At 42.7% G+C, this 17,154-nt stretch carries 13 protein-coding genes; 1 reads left to right on the plus strand and 12 read right to left on the minus strand.

Annotation, left to right across the window (positions count from 1 at the left end):
- Window positions 1–161: 161 nt before the first annotated feature.
- The 3 genes from BUW93_RS12425 to BUW93_RS12435 all read right to left on the minus strand — a co-directional run bounded on the left by BUW93_RS12425 (window position 162) and on the right by BUW93_RS12435 (window position 3,696).
- The gene (locus BUW93_RS12425; RefSeq protein ID WP_081212057.1) at window positions 162–1,442 is read right to left on the minus strand and encodes a PD-(D/E)XK nuclease family protein; all 1,281 of its coding nucleotides are present in this window, start codon (window positions 1,440–1,442) and stop codon (window positions 162–164) included.
- 314 nt (window positions 1,443–1,756) lie between these two features.
- Entirely contained in the window at window positions 1,757–2,191 is a 435-nt protein-coding gene (tnpA, locus tag BUW93_RS12430) for an IS200/IS605 family transposase (protein ID WP_081212154.1), read from the minus strand.
- Window positions 2,192–2,565: 374 nt separating this feature from the next.
- A complete protein-coding gene (locus BUW93_RS12435; protein WP_081212058.1) occupies window positions 2,566–3,696 on the minus strand; it encodes a DmpA family aminopeptidase in 1,131 nt (376 codons plus the stop codon).
- A 436-nt stretch (window positions 3,697–4,132) separates the two neighbouring features.
- Here BUW93_RS12435 and rimO point away from each other — a divergent pair, with 436 nt between their 5' ends.
- Window positions 4,133–5,482 (plus strand): 30S ribosomal protein S12 methylthiotransferase RimO, encoded by a 1,350-nt coding sequence (gene rimO / locus BUW93_RS12440; RefSeq protein WP_081212155.1) that lies wholly within the window; start codon window positions 4,133–4,135, stop codon window positions 5,480–5,482.
- Window positions 5,483–5,605: 123 nt separating this feature from the next.
- Here the strand turns inward: rimO and BUW93_RS12445 are convergent, their stop codons facing one another.
- From BUW93_RS12445 to BUW93_RS12485, 9 genes are all read right to left on the minus strand, one after another.
- On the minus strand, window positions 5,606–6,664 hold the full coding sequence (locus BUW93_RS12445; protein ID WP_081212059.1) for a class I fructose-bisphosphate aldolase: 1,059 nt from the start codon (window positions 6,662–6,664) through the stop codon (window positions 5,606–5,608).
- A 28-nt stretch (window positions 6,665–6,692) separates the two neighbouring features.
- Window positions 6,693–7,994, minus strand: a complete 1,302-nt coding sequence (locus BUW93_RS12450; protein ID WP_081212060.1) for an erythromycin esterase family protein — start codon at window positions 7,992–7,994, stop codon at window positions 6,693–6,695.
- Window positions 7,995–8,110: 116 nt separating this feature from the next.
- Window positions 8,111–8,686: a TVP38/TMEM64 family protein gene (locus BUW93_RS12455; RefSeq protein WP_081212061.1), complete on the minus strand. Its 576-nt coding sequence runs from the start codon at window positions 8,684–8,686 to the stop codon at window positions 8,111–8,113.
- A 192-nt stretch (window positions 8,687–8,878) separates the two neighbouring features.
- The gene (locus BUW93_RS12460) at window positions 8,879–9,484 is read right to left on the minus strand and encodes a TIGR02117 family protein (protein ID WP_232778359.1); all 606 of its coding nucleotides are present in this window, start codon (window positions 9,482–9,484) and stop codon (window positions 8,879–8,881) included.
- Window positions 9,485–9,572: 88 nt separating this feature from the next.
- Window positions 9,573–10,253 carry a TVP38/TMEM64 family protein gene (locus tag BUW93_RS12465; RefSeq protein ID WP_081212062.1) on the minus strand — a complete coding sequence of 227 codons (681 nt, stop codon included), beginning with the start codon at window positions 10,251–10,253 and terminating at the stop codon, window positions 9,573–9,575.
- A gap of 11 nt (window positions 10,254–10,264) precedes the next feature.
- On the minus strand, window positions 10,265–10,699 hold the full coding sequence (locus BUW93_RS12470; RefSeq protein WP_157893323.1) for a hypothetical protein: 435 nt from the start codon (window positions 10,697–10,699) through the stop codon (window positions 10,265–10,267).
- 44 nt (window positions 10,700–10,743) lie between these two features.
- Window positions 10,744–11,706: a calcium/sodium antiporter gene (locus tag BUW93_RS12475; protein WP_081212064.1), complete on the minus strand. Its 963-nt coding sequence runs from the start codon at window positions 11,704–11,706 to the stop codon at window positions 10,744–10,746.
- Window positions 11,707–11,714: 8 nt separating this feature from the next.
- Window positions 11,715–14,528 carry a M16 family metallopeptidase gene (locus BUW93_RS12480; RefSeq protein ID WP_081212065.1) on the minus strand — a complete coding sequence of 938 codons (2,814 nt, stop codon included), beginning with the start codon at window positions 14,526–14,528 and terminating at the stop codon, window positions 11,715–11,717.
- Window positions 14,529–14,669: 141 nt separating this feature from the next.
- Entirely contained in the window at window positions 14,670–17,129 is a 2,460-nt protein-coding gene (locus BUW93_RS12485) for a M14 family metallopeptidase (protein WP_081212066.1), read from the minus strand.
- Window positions 17,130–17,154 lie beyond the last annotated feature (25 nt).

Here is a 17,154-nt window from a genome sequence, read left to right on the forward strand (position 1 = left end):
TTTTGCCCAACGGTCCCGGCTATCGCAAGTTGCGGGAGTAGGGACGCGGAGTTGTCAGCTTATTGCTTTTCTTTCCTGGTTTCTAAAATTACACTTTTTCGACTAAACCCGTTATTTGCGATGAGCCGACTTAAGTTTAAATTCTCTGAATTTTGATAGTTTTATATACCATCTAAAAAATCTTTAGTTTCTTCAACCTTCTGCAAAAGTCTTTCTTCGTAAGGGATATTTTTGTATTCAGAATAGTCACTCTTTTTGAACATTTCTGGATACTCAACGTAATTTGTTCTTAAAAACGATTTGCTATAAGGAAATGTGAGTTTTTTGAATTTTCCTGTTTTATGACCACATAAAAAACTATTTACACAGTTAGCGCATTTTTTAGGATTTCTAATTTCAGTGTTAAAATTGCGTATTCCTTCTTTTTTAAATTTTTGAATTTCACTATAAATATTATTTAATTTTTCTCTTGACTTTTCATTTCGTATTACTTTTTTGAAATGACATTTAGTTACATTCGGTTTCCCTAAATCGTCGTATTCGTACTTCCAATACACCAATAGCCCAAAATCAATACTATAGTCTTTTATTCCATATATGTATGATAATAATTGATAGATATGATTTTCATGAAATTGTTTCTTATTCCTTTTAAGTTCAATTTTCTTTTCAAGGTCATTATAGAATGGATCATCATTATAACTATAAAATTCTTTAGGAATGTGGTAATATTTCTCTTCAACGACAATAATCCTTCCCTCTTTTTTATTAATTAATATGTAGTCAGGTTTTCCATTGTATCTTCCATTCTTACTTTCGAATATTTTCTCTTTATATTCTGACATATGGTCTGAGTACAATATTTCGAAGCCTTCAAGTGTTGTTTTTAATTCTTGGTAAGATTCTTCATAATTTATATCTGGTTCCATTTGATCGCTTGTAGTAAATGATTTTTTTGATCTATTTACTATTTCATTTAAAATGCTCTTTTCATGAAGTTTGGCCCCCTCTTCGGTTGACTCCAGAGTTTTATAAAAAATAGATTTAGAAATTGAAAAGCTTACTGGGCAAAAAGTATAATTAGAGATATCTGTTGCGGAAACTTTTTTAGAAGTGTATGCTAAATCACTGAATAATTTTTTATTCTTTATACGATACTCTAATTGTAGAAATTGAAATAAAGTGAGATTTAGAGCTTCAAAAAAATCACCTTTATCTTTATAACCGATTGATGTTAAACCATCTTTTGGAATATATTTTTTCTCTCCTTTATATAAAATTTCTTTTTTCTCGCAATTGGCAATATTTTTAAACTTGGAAGAACTTTTTGATAGGTGTTCTAAAAATTCTTTAGTGAAATCATCTTCAAAAATGTTTTTACCAAAATTTAGTTTTTGCATTAAGTATTTTAAGTAAACTTCTTGTCCTTCACTTAAATCCATATTACCTTTTAATATCTTATAAAATTACCACCAACTCCTTTTACCCTATAAAATCCACACTTTTATCGAGGCTTCACCCGGGAGTATTCTAGCCAAGTTGAGCGGCTGTTATTTGCTTCCCTGCTAAGATAATTCTTAAAACCCTATTTTTCCTATAGAAACAGGATTCTTATTAACAGGTGTTTAACATTTAAGGAGATGTTTTTGCATTTGGGGCCACGGTTTCAAGCGTGGCCTAATGAGTTTTTTATTTAAATTCAGGCTAAAGTTTTAAGCCTTTTAATTCTAAAACCACGGTTGAAACCGTGGTTTTATTACTCTTTCTCCAGTTTATTCAATTTTAAAAACTCTTCATATTCCTGGTTAAATGCTTTCTTTTGATGCTGGGCTTTCTGGTTCCTGATATAATGAAAAACCTTCTCCACCCCAGATTCTGAAACCGAAAAAGCTGCATAGCCGGTTTGCCAGGCAAATTTTTGAGGAATAAGATCGCTTTGATTAATATAATATGAACTATTGCCCTTTATATGCTTGATCACTTCAGCAATAGATCGCTCCGGATTTAATAAAAAAAGACGATGCACATGATCAGGCATTCCGTTAATTATCCTAACGGGGCAACCTAAAAACTTAAATTCGTCTTTCATAATGTAATAAACCTGGTCTTCAATTTCAGGCTCAAGGAGGGGCATCCGTTCTTTGGTTGCCCAGATTGCATGAATCCAAATTTTGTTGAAGGAATGTGACATAATTATTTTTATTTTATTTCTCCCACGGTTGAAACCGTGGGCAAAGTTAAAACCGTGTGCTGTTATCAATTTTTTCCCAGGCTTATTTTATTTTTCCCAGGCTTGAAACCTTGGGTCATGTTGAAGCCATAGGTTTTAAATTTATAGCTTTAGGCCCCGGTTTCAACCGTGGCCGGATCAGGTTGTTATTTAAATTCCATTAGACCACGGTTGAAACCGTGGCCGTGATTGGGTTTGTTAATTTTCATTTCAGGCAAGGGTTTTAACCGTGGTCGTGTTTGGATTTATTATTTTTCGTTTCAGGCAAGGGTTTTTAACCCTTGCTGTTATTTCCTATTTGACCTTATACCATAGTGTATAGCTCAATGTTTTTCTCAATCCCTCAACACCCCATATTCCCTCAACACCGGCAATATCTTTTCCATAGGTAGGGCTTCAATAGTGCCGTGATGGCCTTTGGTGGTTTCGGCCATAAACAGGGAGTTTAAAATGGCTTCTTCGGTGGCTTCGATGGCGGCCATAAATAAGGGTGACATTAAATCGTTGGGGACTACTTCCAGGCTTTGGGTATCGCTTTCAACTTTATAGGGCACCCGTACTTTTTCAGCAGTAGAAAAGGCGATCACATAATCGCCGCTGCCGTTGGAGACAATCCCGCCGGTTTTGGCGATACCCAGGAAAGCGCGTTTTCCCAGGCGTTCCAGGTTGCGGCTGTCCAGCGGTGCATCGGTGGCCACCACGATCATACAGGAGCCATCGGCATTATTCATCAGTTTATCGCTAAAACGGAATTTCTGTAGTTCCCGGCCCACCGGGGCCCCGGCGATCTGCAGCACCCCGCCAAAATTGCTTTGCACCATAACTCCCAGGGTATAACCGCCCATATTTTCAGGAAGTTTTCGTGAGGCGGTCCCGATCCCGCCCTTGAAACCAAAGGCTACGGTGCCCGTGCCGGCGCCTACATTGCCTTCTTCGGTGTTTTCTGAGGTTGCGTTCTCTATGGCGGCAAGCACATCTTGATTAGTTAAATGCTGGCCACGGATATCGTTTAGATAGCCATCGTTGGTTTCTCCCACCACCGCGTTCACCGAGTACACCTTTTCATTGCCCTCCCGGTTTAGCGTATATTTTATTACGGCATCCATCGCCGTAGCTACATTCAGGGTGTTGGTGAGGATCACCGGAGTTTCAATATTCCCCAATTCCTGCACCTGGGTGCTGCCGGCAAGTTTTCCGAAGCCATTTCCAACATAGATCGCCGCGGGGACTTTCTGCTGAAAGATATTTCCGCCGTGCGGCAAAATGGCGGTCACTCCCGTGCGCACCGAATCGCCTTTAATCAAACTGCTATGCCCAACCTTTACGCCCTGTACATCGGTAATGGCGTTCAAAGGGCCGGTGGGGAGTACCCCAATCTCAATCCCCAGGTCCCGGAGGCGCTGCTGCGAAAAAACTTCAGAAATATTAAAAAGAAGAATAAAAAGTAGGAGGAAAGCTCGTTTCATTTTTGTGGTTTTTGCACTGGAAGATACGAAATAGGTTTTTTTCGATTAAAGAGAAGCTTCATTTAAACCTTAAAAATGGTATAATGGGAATCGCTTTTCATTTTTTAAAACCTTTCTTTTTTGAGTGTAGTACTTTCCCGGCGTAAAATTTTTGAAGCCATGGAGAAAATTTAGGCGGGAAAGTACGGTTCCGAAGCGCAAGCGATTCGGAAACACCTGCAAAAAAGTGTCCTTTTTTTGGTTCGTTTTTCTGCATCCGACGACCGAAGGAAGAGGAATGCACACAAAAAAATGAACAGGAAAGATCCTTTAAGGATAAACAATATTTCGGCTCATATTTAGAATGATTCAGAACAAGAAAAACTAAGAAAGGGATTTCCAATTTAAGATCGTATCTTTGCACCCGCTTTCAGCAGAGCAGGAAAAAAAGAATTTTATGAGGACGAAGTCGATTAAGAAGAACAGGATCAATGTAGTAACCCTTGGTTGTAGTAAGAATGTTTACGATAGCGAGGTGTTGATGGGGCAATTGCGGGCCAATAAAAAGGACGTGGTGCACGAGCAGGACGGGAATATCGTGGTGATAAATACCTGTGGCTTTATCGATAATGCCAAGGAGGAATCGGTAAATACCATCCTGGAATATGTGAAGCAGAAGGAAGAAGGGGAAGTAGATAAGGTTTTTGTGACCGGCTGCCTGAGTGAGCGCTACAAGCCCGATCTTCAGAAAGAAATTCCCGATGTGGACGATTATTTTGGAACCACCGAACTTCCGGGACTGCTGAAAGCCCTGGAAGCCGATTATAAACACGAGCTTTTAGGAGAACGCCTTACCACTACGCCAAAGAACTACGCCTACCTGAAAATTGCTGAAGGTTGTGACCGGCCTTGTTCTTTCTGCGCTATTCCTTTAATGCGTGGCGGCCACAAGTCGACACCCATTGAAGATTTAGTAAAAGAAGCTAAAAACCTGGCCAAAAACGGGGTGAAAGAACTCATCCTGATCGCACAGGACCTTACTTACTACGGTCTCGATCTCTATAAAAAACGAAATCTTGCTGAATTGCTGGAAAACCTGGTAAAGGTAGAAGGTATCGAGTGGATACGTTTGCATTATGCTTTTCCTACCGGTTTCCCTATGGATGTGCTGGAGGTGATGAAGCGTGAGCCTAAGGTTTGTAATTACCTGGATATTCCGCTACAGCATATCAATACCGAACTATTGAAATCTATGCGGCGTGGCACCACCCACGAGAAGACCACAAAATTGCTGAAAGATTTCCGCAGAATAGTTCCCGAAATGGCTATCAGAACGACGCTTATCGTGGGTTATCCCGGAGAGACCGAAGCTCATTTTCAGGAATTAAAAGAATGGGTTAAGGAGATGCGTTTTGAGCGTTTGGGCTGTTTCACCTACTCGCACGAGGAAAATACCCACGCCTATAATCTGGAAGACGATGTGCCGCAGGAAGTAAAGCAGGAGCGCGCCAACGAGATTATGGAAATACAAAGTCAGATTTCCTGGGAGCTGAATCAGCAGAAGATCGGGCAGACCTTCAAGGTGGTGATAGACCGCAAGGAAGGAAACTACTTTGTAGGCCGTACCGAATTCGATTCTCCCGATGTAGATAATGAAGTGCTGATAGACGGAACTTCCATCTATTTAAAAACCGGCGAATTCTACGAAATTAAGATCACCGATGCCGCCGATTTTGATCTCTACGGAGAACCGGTGAATGCAGCTCCAAAACCGGTTAGGAAAGAGCTGAAGGTAAAATCGGTATAGAAAAAACGAATTTTAATAAACTTTCCGCTTCCAATAGAAATGGGGAAGGCGGAAAATTTATTTTTTCGTTCTATTCCTAGATTTCAAAATTCGTACTTCTAATTTCGGACTTCTAACTTTGGCTTAGGCCACGGTAATTTGGGGTTCCAGGTAAACATCCTGAACATGTCTTAAGATATCAACCCCTTCAACAAAGGGGCGCTGAAAGGCTTTACGCCCCATAATCAAGCCCGAACCCCCGGCGCGTTTGTTTACCACAGCGGTGCGAACAGCCTCTTTAATATCTGATTCTCCTTTGGAGCCTCCCCCCGAATTGATGAGCCCGATCTTGCCCATATAGCAATTGGCTACCTGTAGCCGGCAGAGGTCTATGGGATGATCGGTAGTGAGTTCCTCATACATCGCGTCATCATATTTTCCGAAGTCTAATTTTTTAAATCCCTGGTTGGTCTCCGGCAGCTTTTGTTTGATAATATCGGCTTTAATGGTAACCCCCAGGTGGTTGGCCTGGCCGGTAAGATCTGCCGCAGAATGGAAATCTTCTTTCTTGGTTTTGAATGCGCTATTCCGGGTGTAACACCATAAAATAGTAGCCATCCCCAGCTGATGGGCTTCCTCAAAGGCCACAGCGATCTCCTGGATTTGCCTGCTGCTTTCTTCAGAACCAAAATAAATGGTGGCTCCCACAGCCGTAGCGCCCAGGTTCCAGGCTTCTTTCACCGTTCCGTAGGGAATCTGGTCATATTTGTTGGGATAGGTGAGCAGCTCATTATGGTTTATCTTAACCACAAAGGGGATTTTATGCGCATACTTGCGGGCATGTAATCCCAGCACCCCAAAAGTGGTTGCTACCCCGTTACATCCGGCTTCCATTGCCAGTTTGATGATGTTTTCAGGATCGAAATAATCCTGGTTTTTGTAAAAGGAAAAGGCCGCCGAATGTTCAATTCCCTGGTCTATGGGTAGAATATTCAGATAACCCGTTCCGGCCAGGTTGCCGTGGTTGTATAACTGGGAAAGGCTTTTGAGCACCTGCGGATTGCGGTCACTTTCCATAAAATTATCGATGGTCCTGGCGCCGGGAACTGTAAGTCGGTCTTTGGATATTTTTTTGCTTACGTGTTCCAGGTAGTAGGAAGCATCTTCGCCAAGTATTTCTGTGATATCATCTAAAGTTCTCATAATCTTTTATTTTTTCGTTGAATATTCATTAAATGCCAAAGGGATAAGTTTCAGGGGTTAGTTCAGGATGGGGATGGATCTTTAAGGGATGCAGGCCTTTAGACTTATCTATGTACATAAATGCGTCATAGCGTTCTGAAAGTCGGGAGGGCACATAGTTTCCTCTTTCGTGGGCGGGATGGTAAACAACCCCAATTGCCCGGTGGCCCATTTCTTCGGAAAAACCTTCTTTTAAGCGCCAGTCTTCCTCGAAAACGATAAGCTTATTCTGCGGACTTTCCCGGTGGAGAAGCTGTTCTACGCTTCCCTTGATGGCTTCAGGAACTTTCATCTTTTCCATGGGCGCACCCCATCTTTTCCCCGCAATCACCGAGCCCGAATAGGATCCGAATCCAACCAGGCATACCCCATCATCCCGGTGCTGTTCCCGCACGAGTTGCCCCAGGTTAATCAGGCCATCAGCAGCCATATCGGTGGCCCGGGCATCTCCTACGTGGGTGTTGTGTTCCCAAACAATGACTTTAGCATCTTTCCCGTGATGTTTCATAAGCCGGTTGAGGGTCTCGGCCATATGCCTGTCCCTGATATTCCAGGAATCTTCCCCAAAGCCTGCCATGGCCTTGTAATATTTTTCGGCATTTGCCATCACCAAAGCATTCAATTCGGCGTTTAAGCCAGCTTCTTCCTCCCGGTCGTAAGTATGGGCTTTTTTTCTAACTTCCTTAAGCAAATCTACTACCTCCCTTTTACAGTCTGAATTCCCTGAAGAAAACACCGAAGCATAAGAATCGCGCGCTTTGAAAGGTTCAAAGCATTGCACTGCTTCCCGGGCAAGTTTGGCTGTTTCAGGGTCTTCTTTTTCCAGGTAGCCCACAATAGACTCCATAGATTCCCACAAACTATAGACATCCAGGCCATAGAAGCCTGTTTTTTTCCCGGCAGGGAGCTGGTCGTTGTGGTCCCGGAGCCAGGTGGCAAAAGCAGCGATCTCCCAGTTTGCCCACATCCAGGTTGGCCAGCGCCGGAAGCCTTTCAGTACCTCAAAAATATCCCTGGGAGTATTTTTATAATTTTTAACCCAGGAATTGATATTATAACAATCGGGCCAGTCGCCCTCTACCGCGATAAAAGAAAAGCCTTTCTCTTTGATTAGTCTTTTGGAGATTCGTGCCCTCCAGGTATAGTATTCGTGGGTGCCGTGACTGGCCTCGCCCAGCAGCACATATTTCGAATCTCCTATCTTCTCCATCAAGGGATCAAGATCTGAGGAATTTTCGAGCCGATGATAATATTTTTCCAATCCGTGAGTTGAAGTTTTTTCTGAAAACATATTAGAATGAGCTTGGTTAACTGCTTTAAGGTAAGACTTTAAGTAGAAAACCGGCTGCCGGGAGCTTATAAAAAAATTATAAAATACCCTAAGGAAGCGACCGCACTGGATGGGCCTCAGGATTTGAAATTTTTCTTCCTTCTTTTACTATAATCGATATAGATATAGATCACATAAGCGATGAGGCCAACTCCTCCAATCCAGTAGAGGCCATTTTTGAGTTTGGAGATATCTTCAGAAAAAATTCCGATGGCTATAGAGAGCGGGACCATTCCGGTTAGGGTGGCAAGCATAAATTTTTTGAATTTCATATGAAGCATCCCTGCTATAAAACTGATGGCATCATTGGAGAGAAATGGGGAGATACGAAACAGCACCACCGAACCAAAAGCGTAATTGCTGATCCAGAAATCCATTTTTTCCATCTTTTTTTCGCCAAATATCCTGGTGAGAAAAATTCCCTTGAAACTTTTTCCGATATAAAATCCTATGGTAGAAGCAATAACCACTCCTATTAATGCTATTAGCACACCCCACCAAAACCCGTAGGCCCTAACCGCTATGATTACGGGGAGCCAGGAAGGAAAAAAAATGAGGAACATCTGCAAAATGATAAAAGCAATAATCGCCACCGGTCCCCACACCCCAAAATCTTTGAAATATTCCTGGGTATATTCCTCGTTCCCGTTCATCAGGATGTTAACCGTAGTGTCGGTAAATTCCCGAAAAGATGGAAGTACGAAATACGCCAGAACAGATAATCCGAGAATGCTTCCCGATAAAAGAAAGGAGGTATGTTTGGCTTTAATAATAGTTTTTAATTTTTAAGGACTTAGCTAAAATTACAAAATTATGGCATCCTGAAATCCTAAAATTTTTCGTTTCTATCGGTAGGTATAAAGAATACCTTCTGAGAACGGTGTCCACAGGCAGGCTTTTAGTCCCGATCTTTTCAGGGCATTATTCGCCCAGGTATTGCAGGTTTTAAAGAGGCTAAGGAAACCCTTCGCCCTATAGAAAGCATCCCGGCGGGTATAATGCAGATCCTGGATAGGCTGTACCTTTCCATCGGCATCAAATTCAAAACTATCTTCGAGAAAAGCGGTGAGCTTTAGGTATTGTTCCCTGCTAACTTTTAGGCGAATGGTTTTTTCTGAGGAAGGTGGTTCTTCCAAAAACTCCAGGTGCAGGGCCGCCGGACTTTTGAGAAACAAGGCCCGGAATGCGGTTTTTAAGCTCAGGTCTTTCCACAGCGGTATATCTCTGTAAAACTCAAGATCACCCCAGCCAAAGGAAATATACTCTGCCCCGGGGACCCCTGAAAGACTATGCTGAAGAGAAATATTCTCTTCCCAGTTCTTTAAATCGTTCTTTAGTGGTACCACAATATCGGTATGCACCTCTGAGGACCTGAGGTAGATTTCCACGCCGTTTTCTGTTTCCCGGAAATCTGAATTTACAGGGATTAAGGCCCCCGCTATAGCTGCCAAGAAATAGAGTATTGGTAGTAAAAAAATTAAAAGAAGGGAAAATCTGAATACCTTTTTCATCCAGAAAAAGATAAAGAGAAAAAATCGATTATTTTTGTTTTTTACGGTTTGTGTAATCAACATACACGTAGATACCGTAACCTACAAGTCCGGCGCCACCTATCCAATAGAGTCCGTTTTTTAAAGTATCGGGATCTTCAGCAAAATAACCAATAGCGATCGCTAAGGGAGTTATTCCGGTGAGGGTAGCCAGGATAAACTTGCGGTATCCCATAGTTAACATACCCGCGATAATACTAATGGCATCGTTGGAAAGAAAAGGTGAAACCCGAAACAGGGCTATAGCCCAAAAGCCATATTCTTCTACCATATTATTAACTTTCTTATTCTTCTTTTTCCCCAGCACCTTTGCCAGATTATCTTCCCCTAAAAGTCTTCCTATGGCGTATCCCAAACTGGAAGCCAGAAAAACCCCAACCACCGAAATAAGTACTCCGCCAATAAAACCATAAGCTAATACCGCAACGATCATTGGCAGCCAACTCGGGAAAATAACCAGGAATATCTGGAGGATCATCAAAATGACTATGGCGATGGGTCCCCAGAAGCCAAAACTTTTAAAGTAATCCCTGATCCTTTCTTCATCTTTGCTTAAAAGGATATCCCAGGATTCATTGATGAAATCTCCAAATGGGGGATAGGTAAAATAGGCAATAACCAGCCCCAGAATAATAGCCGCAGTTACGAAATAGGATATCTTTTTTGCCAAACTAAATTTGTTTATTGAGGAATTTTTGAAATTAGCCTGAATTGAGGCTTTCCTTCTTTTGAAAGTCTGTACTGATAAATGGCCTGCCCGTTGATGTGCCCATCCTCAAACTCGGCCCAGATAAAGCGCTCATTAAGGATTTCGGTATTTATGAATTGCATTTTTCCTCCAAGCACGCCCTCCTCCGGAATTAGCTCCGGATCGCTTTTTAAAGCCTCTACGATAAAGGCTTCGGGGTTGGTAATGCTATCAAAAGCTTCAGAAAACACCACAGGATTCCGACTTTCCAACAGCAATAATTCTTTTTGTAAAGAATCATTCTCAACTTTTAGAGCGTCTACCTGGGCCTTGAGATCGTTAATCTTCAATTTGGTCTTTTCTTCTTCAGCTTTATGGCTGCAACTCAGTAAGAGGATTCCGCTAAAAATGAGTAGTAGTTTTTTCATCAGCATAAAATTAAACTGATTTTTATTCTCTTCCGTTAAAATTCTTATAATTCCCGGGCCACCAGGAAAATGGTATAAGCTAAATAGAAGATAAGCAACAGGGTGGCCTCCCATCGATCCAGCATTTTACGTTTTCCGGTAAACATGGCCAGCATAAGAAAGATCGTTCCTCCGGCCAGGATGTAAAGATCGGTATTGAAAGAATTGGTATAGCTCACCGGGCTTATCACGGAAGCGGTCCCCAGGATCAAAAGGAAGTTGAAAATATTGGAACCAATGATATTACCAACCGCGATATCGGCATTTTTCTTTGTTGCCGCAACGATAGAGGTGGCTAGTTCGGGTAGGGAAGTGCCCGCCGCAACTACGGTAAGACCGATAATTTTCTCACTGATACCTAAATTTTCGGCTATCCCAATAGCATTGTTAACCACCAGTTGCCCCCCGATAACCAATCCTGCCAGGCCGCCAACGATAAACAGGCTCATTTTGAGACTGGATAACTTTTTCTCAGGACTCGTTTCCAGGCTTTCTTCTGAAGTAAGTTGTTTGTAGACGTAGAATAAAAAGCCAAGGAAACCAGCAAGCAGGAGAAATCCCTCCCAGCGATTAAGTTTATTTTCGGTTCCTGAAATCAGGAAGCTATCATTTACCAGGAGGAATAATAGAATGACCGCAATGAGTGATACTGGTATCTCCTTCCAGGCTGTGCTCGATTGTACTGCCAGCGGAGTGATAAGCCCTGTGATTCCCAGGATGATGAACAGGTTAAAATTATTGCTGCCAATCACATTGCCAAAAACGATATCCTGGTGTCCCTGAATGGAGGCAAAACTGTTCACTACCAGCTCCGGCGCGGAAGTACCGAAGGCCACGATGGTAAGCCCTATGGCCAGATCGGAAACTTTGAACTTCTTTGCCAGAGCTGAAGCACCTTCTACCAGGTAATTCGCCCCAAAAATGAGCACCAACAGACCTAAAACCAATAAAATTGATGGCAATATCATTTCTGCGCTTATTTATTTAGTAATACAGGAGTTCCCAGGCCGAGCTCTTCCAGCTTCTCTAACTGAGTCTCTGCATCACCTACAATTAAAAAATACATTTTTTCAGGATTGATATACTTCCCGGCTAACTCCTGGATTTCAAGAACCGAGATATTATTTACCAGGTTTTCCCTTTCACTAATATAATTATGGTCCAACTCATAATTGCTAATGTCGCTTAGCATCCCCAGTTTAGAATTGAGCGTTTCAAATTTCCGGGCTGCACTTTTTATCATAAAACCTTTGGTGACTTCCAGGTCTTCCTGATCGTAATTAAGAGCATAATCTTCCAGGATTTCTTTGATGAGTTTAACCGCATCATAAGTGATATTGGTTCTAACGCCGGTGGAGATCATAAAAGGACCTGTATTTCTTTCTCCATAAAACCCTGAACGGATCCCGTAGGTATAGCCTTTCCCTTCTCGAAGCTGCTGGGTGAGTTGGGAGGCGAAACCACCTCCGCCAAGCCGGTAGTTCATCACTTCAGCCGGATAAAAATCCTCATCGGTTGCAGAGAGGGCAGGAGCACCAAACCTAAGGATCGATTGTTTTGCCCCGGGAACATCATAAAAGTAAATACGGGATTGCTCCGGTTTTTGGGGTTGGGAGAGCTTTGGTATTCTAACCTGTTGTGGAGGCCAGTTGGCCGAGATGCTCTTCAGGGCATCCAGCGCGTCTTCCTTTTCTATATCTCCCACGATATGAAATGTGGCGTTAAGCGGTGATAGATTTTCCCGGTAATAGGTTTTAAGATCCTCAAGATTTATTTTTTTGAGGCTTTCTTCGGTTCCGATTACCTGGTAGGAAAGAATGTGGTTGCGGCCATAGATTAGTTTCTGAAATTCCCGGGTGGCAATGCTGTTAGGGTTGGCGTCTTGCTGTTTAACCTGGCTCTGGGCCTGTTGTTTTACCAGCTTAAATTCGCCTTCGTCCCAGCGTGGTTCCAGAAGAATCTCCTCTACGAGTTTCATTGTTTCTGAATAGTTTCGAGCCAGGGTACTTCCGCTGAGCGTAATTTTTTCCTCTCCGGCGCGTACGCGAATATCGGCTCCCAATAATTGAATGGCTTCTTCGAGTTCTTCCGGGGTTTTACTTTTTGTGCCCCGGGTCATTAAATTAGCCAGAAGATTAGAAACTCCTGTTTTTTCAGGGTCTTCAAGTAATAATCCCCCTTTAATTTCCAGGCTAAACTTCACCAGGGGCACTTCAGAATTGGTTATTCCCAGGATATCTAATCCCGAGGGCATCCTGCTTTCCCATATTTCCGGCACATTTAATTCGGGAGCTGCGCTGTAGGGAGGTTCCAGGCTGCGGTTAAAGCTGGAGGGTGTTTTTTCGTAAGTGACTTTAGCATTGGGGTCTACCTCATCTTCAGCGTCTTCCTTTATTTCTTCTTCGGTGATATCGGCTTCTATACTAGCTTCCAGCGCAAGGTCTTTCTGATCCTTCGGAACAAAGGAAGTCGCTATGTAATTTTGGTTGTAGAGATATTTCTCGAAGACCCTTTGCACATCATCGGCCGTTACAGCAAGGATCTTTTCTACATCCTTATTGATATAATTGGGGTCGTTGGCAAATATTTGGTATTGGGCCAGTTGAAATCCTTTCCCGAGCACGCTGGAGAGACTGTTATAAAAATCGGTTTCCTGTCCGGCTTTTATTCGTTTTAGGTCTTTTTCTGAAATGCCGTTTTTCGCGAATTCAGCAAAAGTTTCATCGATAGCCCGGTGTACCGAATCCAGGTCGGTGCCGTCATAGGCCCTCACCTGAAGCATGATTTGCCCGGCGAGTTCTGAGGTGTAATTGAACATTTGCACCTGGTCGGTAAGCTGCTTTTCTTCCACCAGCTTTTTATAAAGCGGAGCGTTTTTTCCCTGAGACAGGTAGTTTGCAAGTACTTCCAGGGCGTAGGAGTCTTCGTGATAAGAATAGACTCCGGGCCAGGCTATTGTTAATTCCGGCAGGCGTGCAAAATTATCTTCGTAATATAGTTTTTTGGTCTCTGTAAGATCTACGGGCTGTTTCTCCTGTCGTTCTATTTCTTCTCCCTCCGGAATCTCATCAAAATATTTGTGCACCCATTCCTTAGCCTGATCTGTATCGAAATCTCCGGCAATGGTTAAGGTAACATTATTGGGGACATACCACTTATTATAAAACTCCTTTACATCTTCCAGGGTAGCGCTCTGCAGGTCTTCCAGCGAACCTATAACCTGCCAGTTGTAGGGATGGGACTCCGGGTAAAGATTTTTATCGATAACAGAGAAGGTGTGCCCGTATGGCCGGTTATCATAATTTTGCCGTTTTTCGTTCTTTACCACCTGTTTTTCCTTGGCCAAAACAGGTTCGGTTACCGTGTTGATGAAAAAGCCGAGTTTATCGGCCTCGGCCCAGATCATCTTCTCCAAAGCGTCTTTGGGCACCGTTTGGAAATAATTTGTGCGGTCACGGCTGGTAGAGCCATTTGCTCCTGAACCCCCAATGCGGGCACTCATCTTATCGAGTCCGCCTTTGCCGAGATTTTCCGATTCCAGGAATAAGAGGTGTTCAAAAAGATGTGCGAAACCTGTACGTCCTTCTTTCTCCCTGGCCGAGCCCACGTGAGCCGTTAAGGCTACCGCCACCACAGGGTCTGATTTATCTACGTGGAATATAACATTCAAACCGTTCTCCAGGGTGAAAGTTTCAAAATCTACACTGAAATTAGGGGAGCTATCCTGTGAAAAGGAATTACCGGAAAAGAAAAGGAAGGAAGTGAGAAAAAGTAATCTTAGGAGTTTCATAGTTTATGCTGTTTGACCATACCAAAATTAAACTTTATTTCTCTATTCAAAATAGAAATTTTGATGAGGTCTTCATGGAGATGAAAAATAAAAAACCCGGGGAAGCCCCGGGTTAAGAAACTTTTCTTTCCAAAGAAAATCCTATAATCTGAATTTATCATTATTCACAAAGAAGATGGAATTCACAAAAAAGAGCTTTCCATTTTGCCAGAAACCTCTAAATAGTGGATTGTCTGCCAAATAAATAATACTGCCTTTCCCCAGCCGTTCTTCCCCGAAGATAAGAGAATTTTCGAGGTTCTTAGTGGCCTTGCTGCCAGCAAAACCGGCGATTACCTCAGGTTTTTTCAGGTAGCCCACATTATAGCCTTCATTTAAGAGTGAAAAACTACGGTTATTCAGCTTCAGGCTAAAATAGGTGTCGCCGTATCCAAAAGCCATAGGGTGGGTATTATCAATTTTGGTTTTTATAATACTTCCGGTGATAAGGTCTTTCGCACTTTCCCGCTCCCGCTTCGCATAAGGGATTAGATTTGCTGAGACCGTATCTTTTTCGGTTTTATTTTCTTTTAAACTCAAAGATTCTTTACCGGCAAAATTGCTCACCGCGCGGCCAAGGGCTATTACTTTTCCCCCGCTACGAATCCAGGATTTTAAATTATCGAATCCGCTTTCATCCAGCAGCTCGCTGTAATAAGCTTCAGGCATTACCAGCACATCAAATTGGGAAAGATCTACCCCTGAAAAATAATCGGTGCTAATGGAGGTGATAGGATACTGTAATTCCTGCTCGAAGAAATACCAGATCTCCCCGTAATTAAGTGAAGAGGTTCCATTGCCTCTTAAGACTGCAATTTTGGGAGGATGGATTAGCTTGATTTCGGGTGAACCAAAATCGGGGCCACTGCCGGCAAAACTGGTTTCGGCCGCTAATAAGTCTCTTTGATGTGCCTCAGCAAGCCCGGTAACTTTTTTGTCAAAATTTTCCAGGTTTCTGTTGTCGCTTTTTGTAATGACGAGGCTTCCACGGTCAAACTTTTTACCGTCGTTTTCAAAAGGCACTTCGCTGAATCTTACTTTTATTCCTTCCTTTAATAAAGCGGCAAGAAATTGCGCATCCTGTAAAGCGTTCCATTTGCTTATATAGCCAGCTCCTGCAGGCCGGGGAGTGTTTTTGATCTCAGGTCTTTTGGAAAAGCTTTCAGAAGAAACCTCTCTTTTGCTGGCCACGGCATCCAGGCCATAAGCGTAAGGCAGGCTCCAGGCGGTAATATCGTAGGTTAGCGAATCTACCAGTGTGGTAGAAGGTTCAAATAAAACATCTACCATTTTTCCTTTTAGCTGATTGGTATTTACGACCAGGCTGTTTTCACCGGTATCGAAACTTCCTGATTTATCCTGCTCATAAAGATATCCGTTTATTCGTTTTGAACTTGTTTGGCCATACTCGATCTCATGCCTGTCTAACAGCTTTCTTAAGGCTGCGATCTTATCTGGATTTCCTTTTACTACATAAGATTTTGTTTCCAATTGGCTGTTATCAAAGAATTTATTAAACTCTTTATTCAGCCGCTCTGCATTTTTAGAGGCAACCTCTACCGTTGATAATCCCGTGGTGTGGTGATGGGCTACCCGGTCTTTTAATGTTAGAACATAGCCTTCATCTGTTTTAATGCCCAGCCCTACATGGCCGGCTTGCTCATAGGTCATCCCTATAGCACCCATATAGGTGGGATAGGTATCACCATAGCTTGGATATAAAAGGTCAAAGCGCTCTTTGGTAAAATATAACCAGCCCTCCTCGTCAAAGTAACGGGCGTGGTTTTTACCGATTTCAGTTTGAAACTCCCGTTGGAACGGAGTTATTATCTCGTGAAATGGTTCGGCAGCAGGGGCGAAGTAATAAGGTTCATTCATTCCCTGCTCGTGAAAATCTACATGAATATGTGGTAACCACTGATTATATATCTTCAGCCTTTCCCGGGTTTCAATTTGCGTGGCCCAGGCCCAGTCCCGGTTTAAATCAAAAAGGTAGTGATTGGGTCTTCCTCCCGGCCAGGGCTCGTTATGCTCAATTGCGGCCTGAGAGGTGTTGTAAGGCTCGGCTTTCACCTGGTTATACCAGTTGGCATAGCGATCGCGCCCATCGGGATTCACGGTAGGATCGATAATCACCACCGTGTTTTCCAGGTAATCCCGTTTTTCGGTGATAAGCGCATAAAGAGTTTTCATAGAAGCCTCGGTGCTGGAAGCTTCATTGCCGTGCACATTATAGCTAAGCCAAACGATGGCTGTTTCGGCCTCGGCCTCGTTCCGGGCATTGGCCAGATGCCGGTTTCTTATTTGTTCCAGATTTTTGATGTTTTCTTCTGAAGAAATTACCGCATAGGTAAGAGGCCTGCGTTCATTGGTCTTCCCGTAGGTGTGATATTCTACCAGGGGGGAATGTTCAGCAACGTGTTCAAAATAATTCACAACATCGGCGTGGCGGCTGAATTGCTCTCCCGGTTCATAACCAAGAAATTCTTTTGGGCTCTGAAGTTGAGCATAGCTCTGAAATATGAAAAATAGAAGAATGAAAGGAAGTAGAATTGTTTTCATTTATTAATTTTGAGGATTACAAACC

It is taken from the genome of Salegentibacter sediminis (assembly GCF_002078605.1).
In the GTDB taxonomy this organism is placed as follows: Bacteria; Bacteroidota; Bacteroidia; order Flavobacteriales; family Flavobacteriaceae; genus Salegentibacter; species Salegentibacter sediminis.

Excerpts from the sequence above, each read along its gene's own strand:
- BUW93_RS12425 (WP_081212057.1), bottom strand. The coding sequence starts at position 1,442 with ATGGATTTAAGTGAAGGACAAGAAGTTTACTTAAAATACTTAATGCAA.
- tnpA (WP_081212154.1), bottom strand. The coding sequence starts at position 2,191 with ATGTCACATTCCTTCAACAAAATTTGGATTCATGCAATCTGGGCAACC.
- BUW93_RS12435 (WP_081212058.1), bottom strand. The coding sequence starts at position 3,696 with ATGAAACGAGCTTTCCTCCTACTTTTTATTCTTCTTTTTAATATTTCT.
- rimO (WP_081212155.1), top strand. The coding sequence starts at position 4,133 with ATGAGGACGAAGTCGATTAAGAAGAACAGGATCAATGTAGTAACCCTT.
- BUW93_RS12445 (WP_081212059.1), bottom strand. The coding sequence starts at position 6,664 with ATGAGAACTTTAGATGATATCACAGAAATACTTGGCGAAGATGCTTCC.
- BUW93_RS12450 (WP_081212060.1), bottom strand. The coding sequence starts at position 7,994 with ATGTTTTCAGAAAAAACTTCAACTCACGGATTGGAAAAATATTATCAT.
- BUW93_RS12455 (WP_081212061.1), bottom strand. The coding sequence starts at position 8,686 with ATGAACGGGAACGAGGAATATACCCAGGAATATTTCAAAGATTTTGGG.
- BUW93_RS12470 (WP_157893323.1), bottom strand. The coding sequence starts at position 10,699 with ATGAAAAAACTACTACTCATTTTTAGCGGAATCCTCTTACTGAGTTGC.
- BUW93_RS12475 (WP_081212064.1), bottom strand. The coding sequence starts at position 11,706 with ATGATATTGCCATCAATTTTATTGGTTTTAGGTCTGTTGGTGCTCATT.
- BUW93_RS12480 (WP_081212065.1), bottom strand. The coding sequence starts at position 14,528 with ATGAAACTCCTAAGATTACTTTTTCTCACTTCCTTCCTTTTCTTTTCC.
- BUW93_RS12485 (WP_081212066.1), bottom strand. The coding sequence starts at position 17,129 with ATGAAAACAATTCTACTTCCTTTCATTCTTCTATTTTTCATATTTCAG.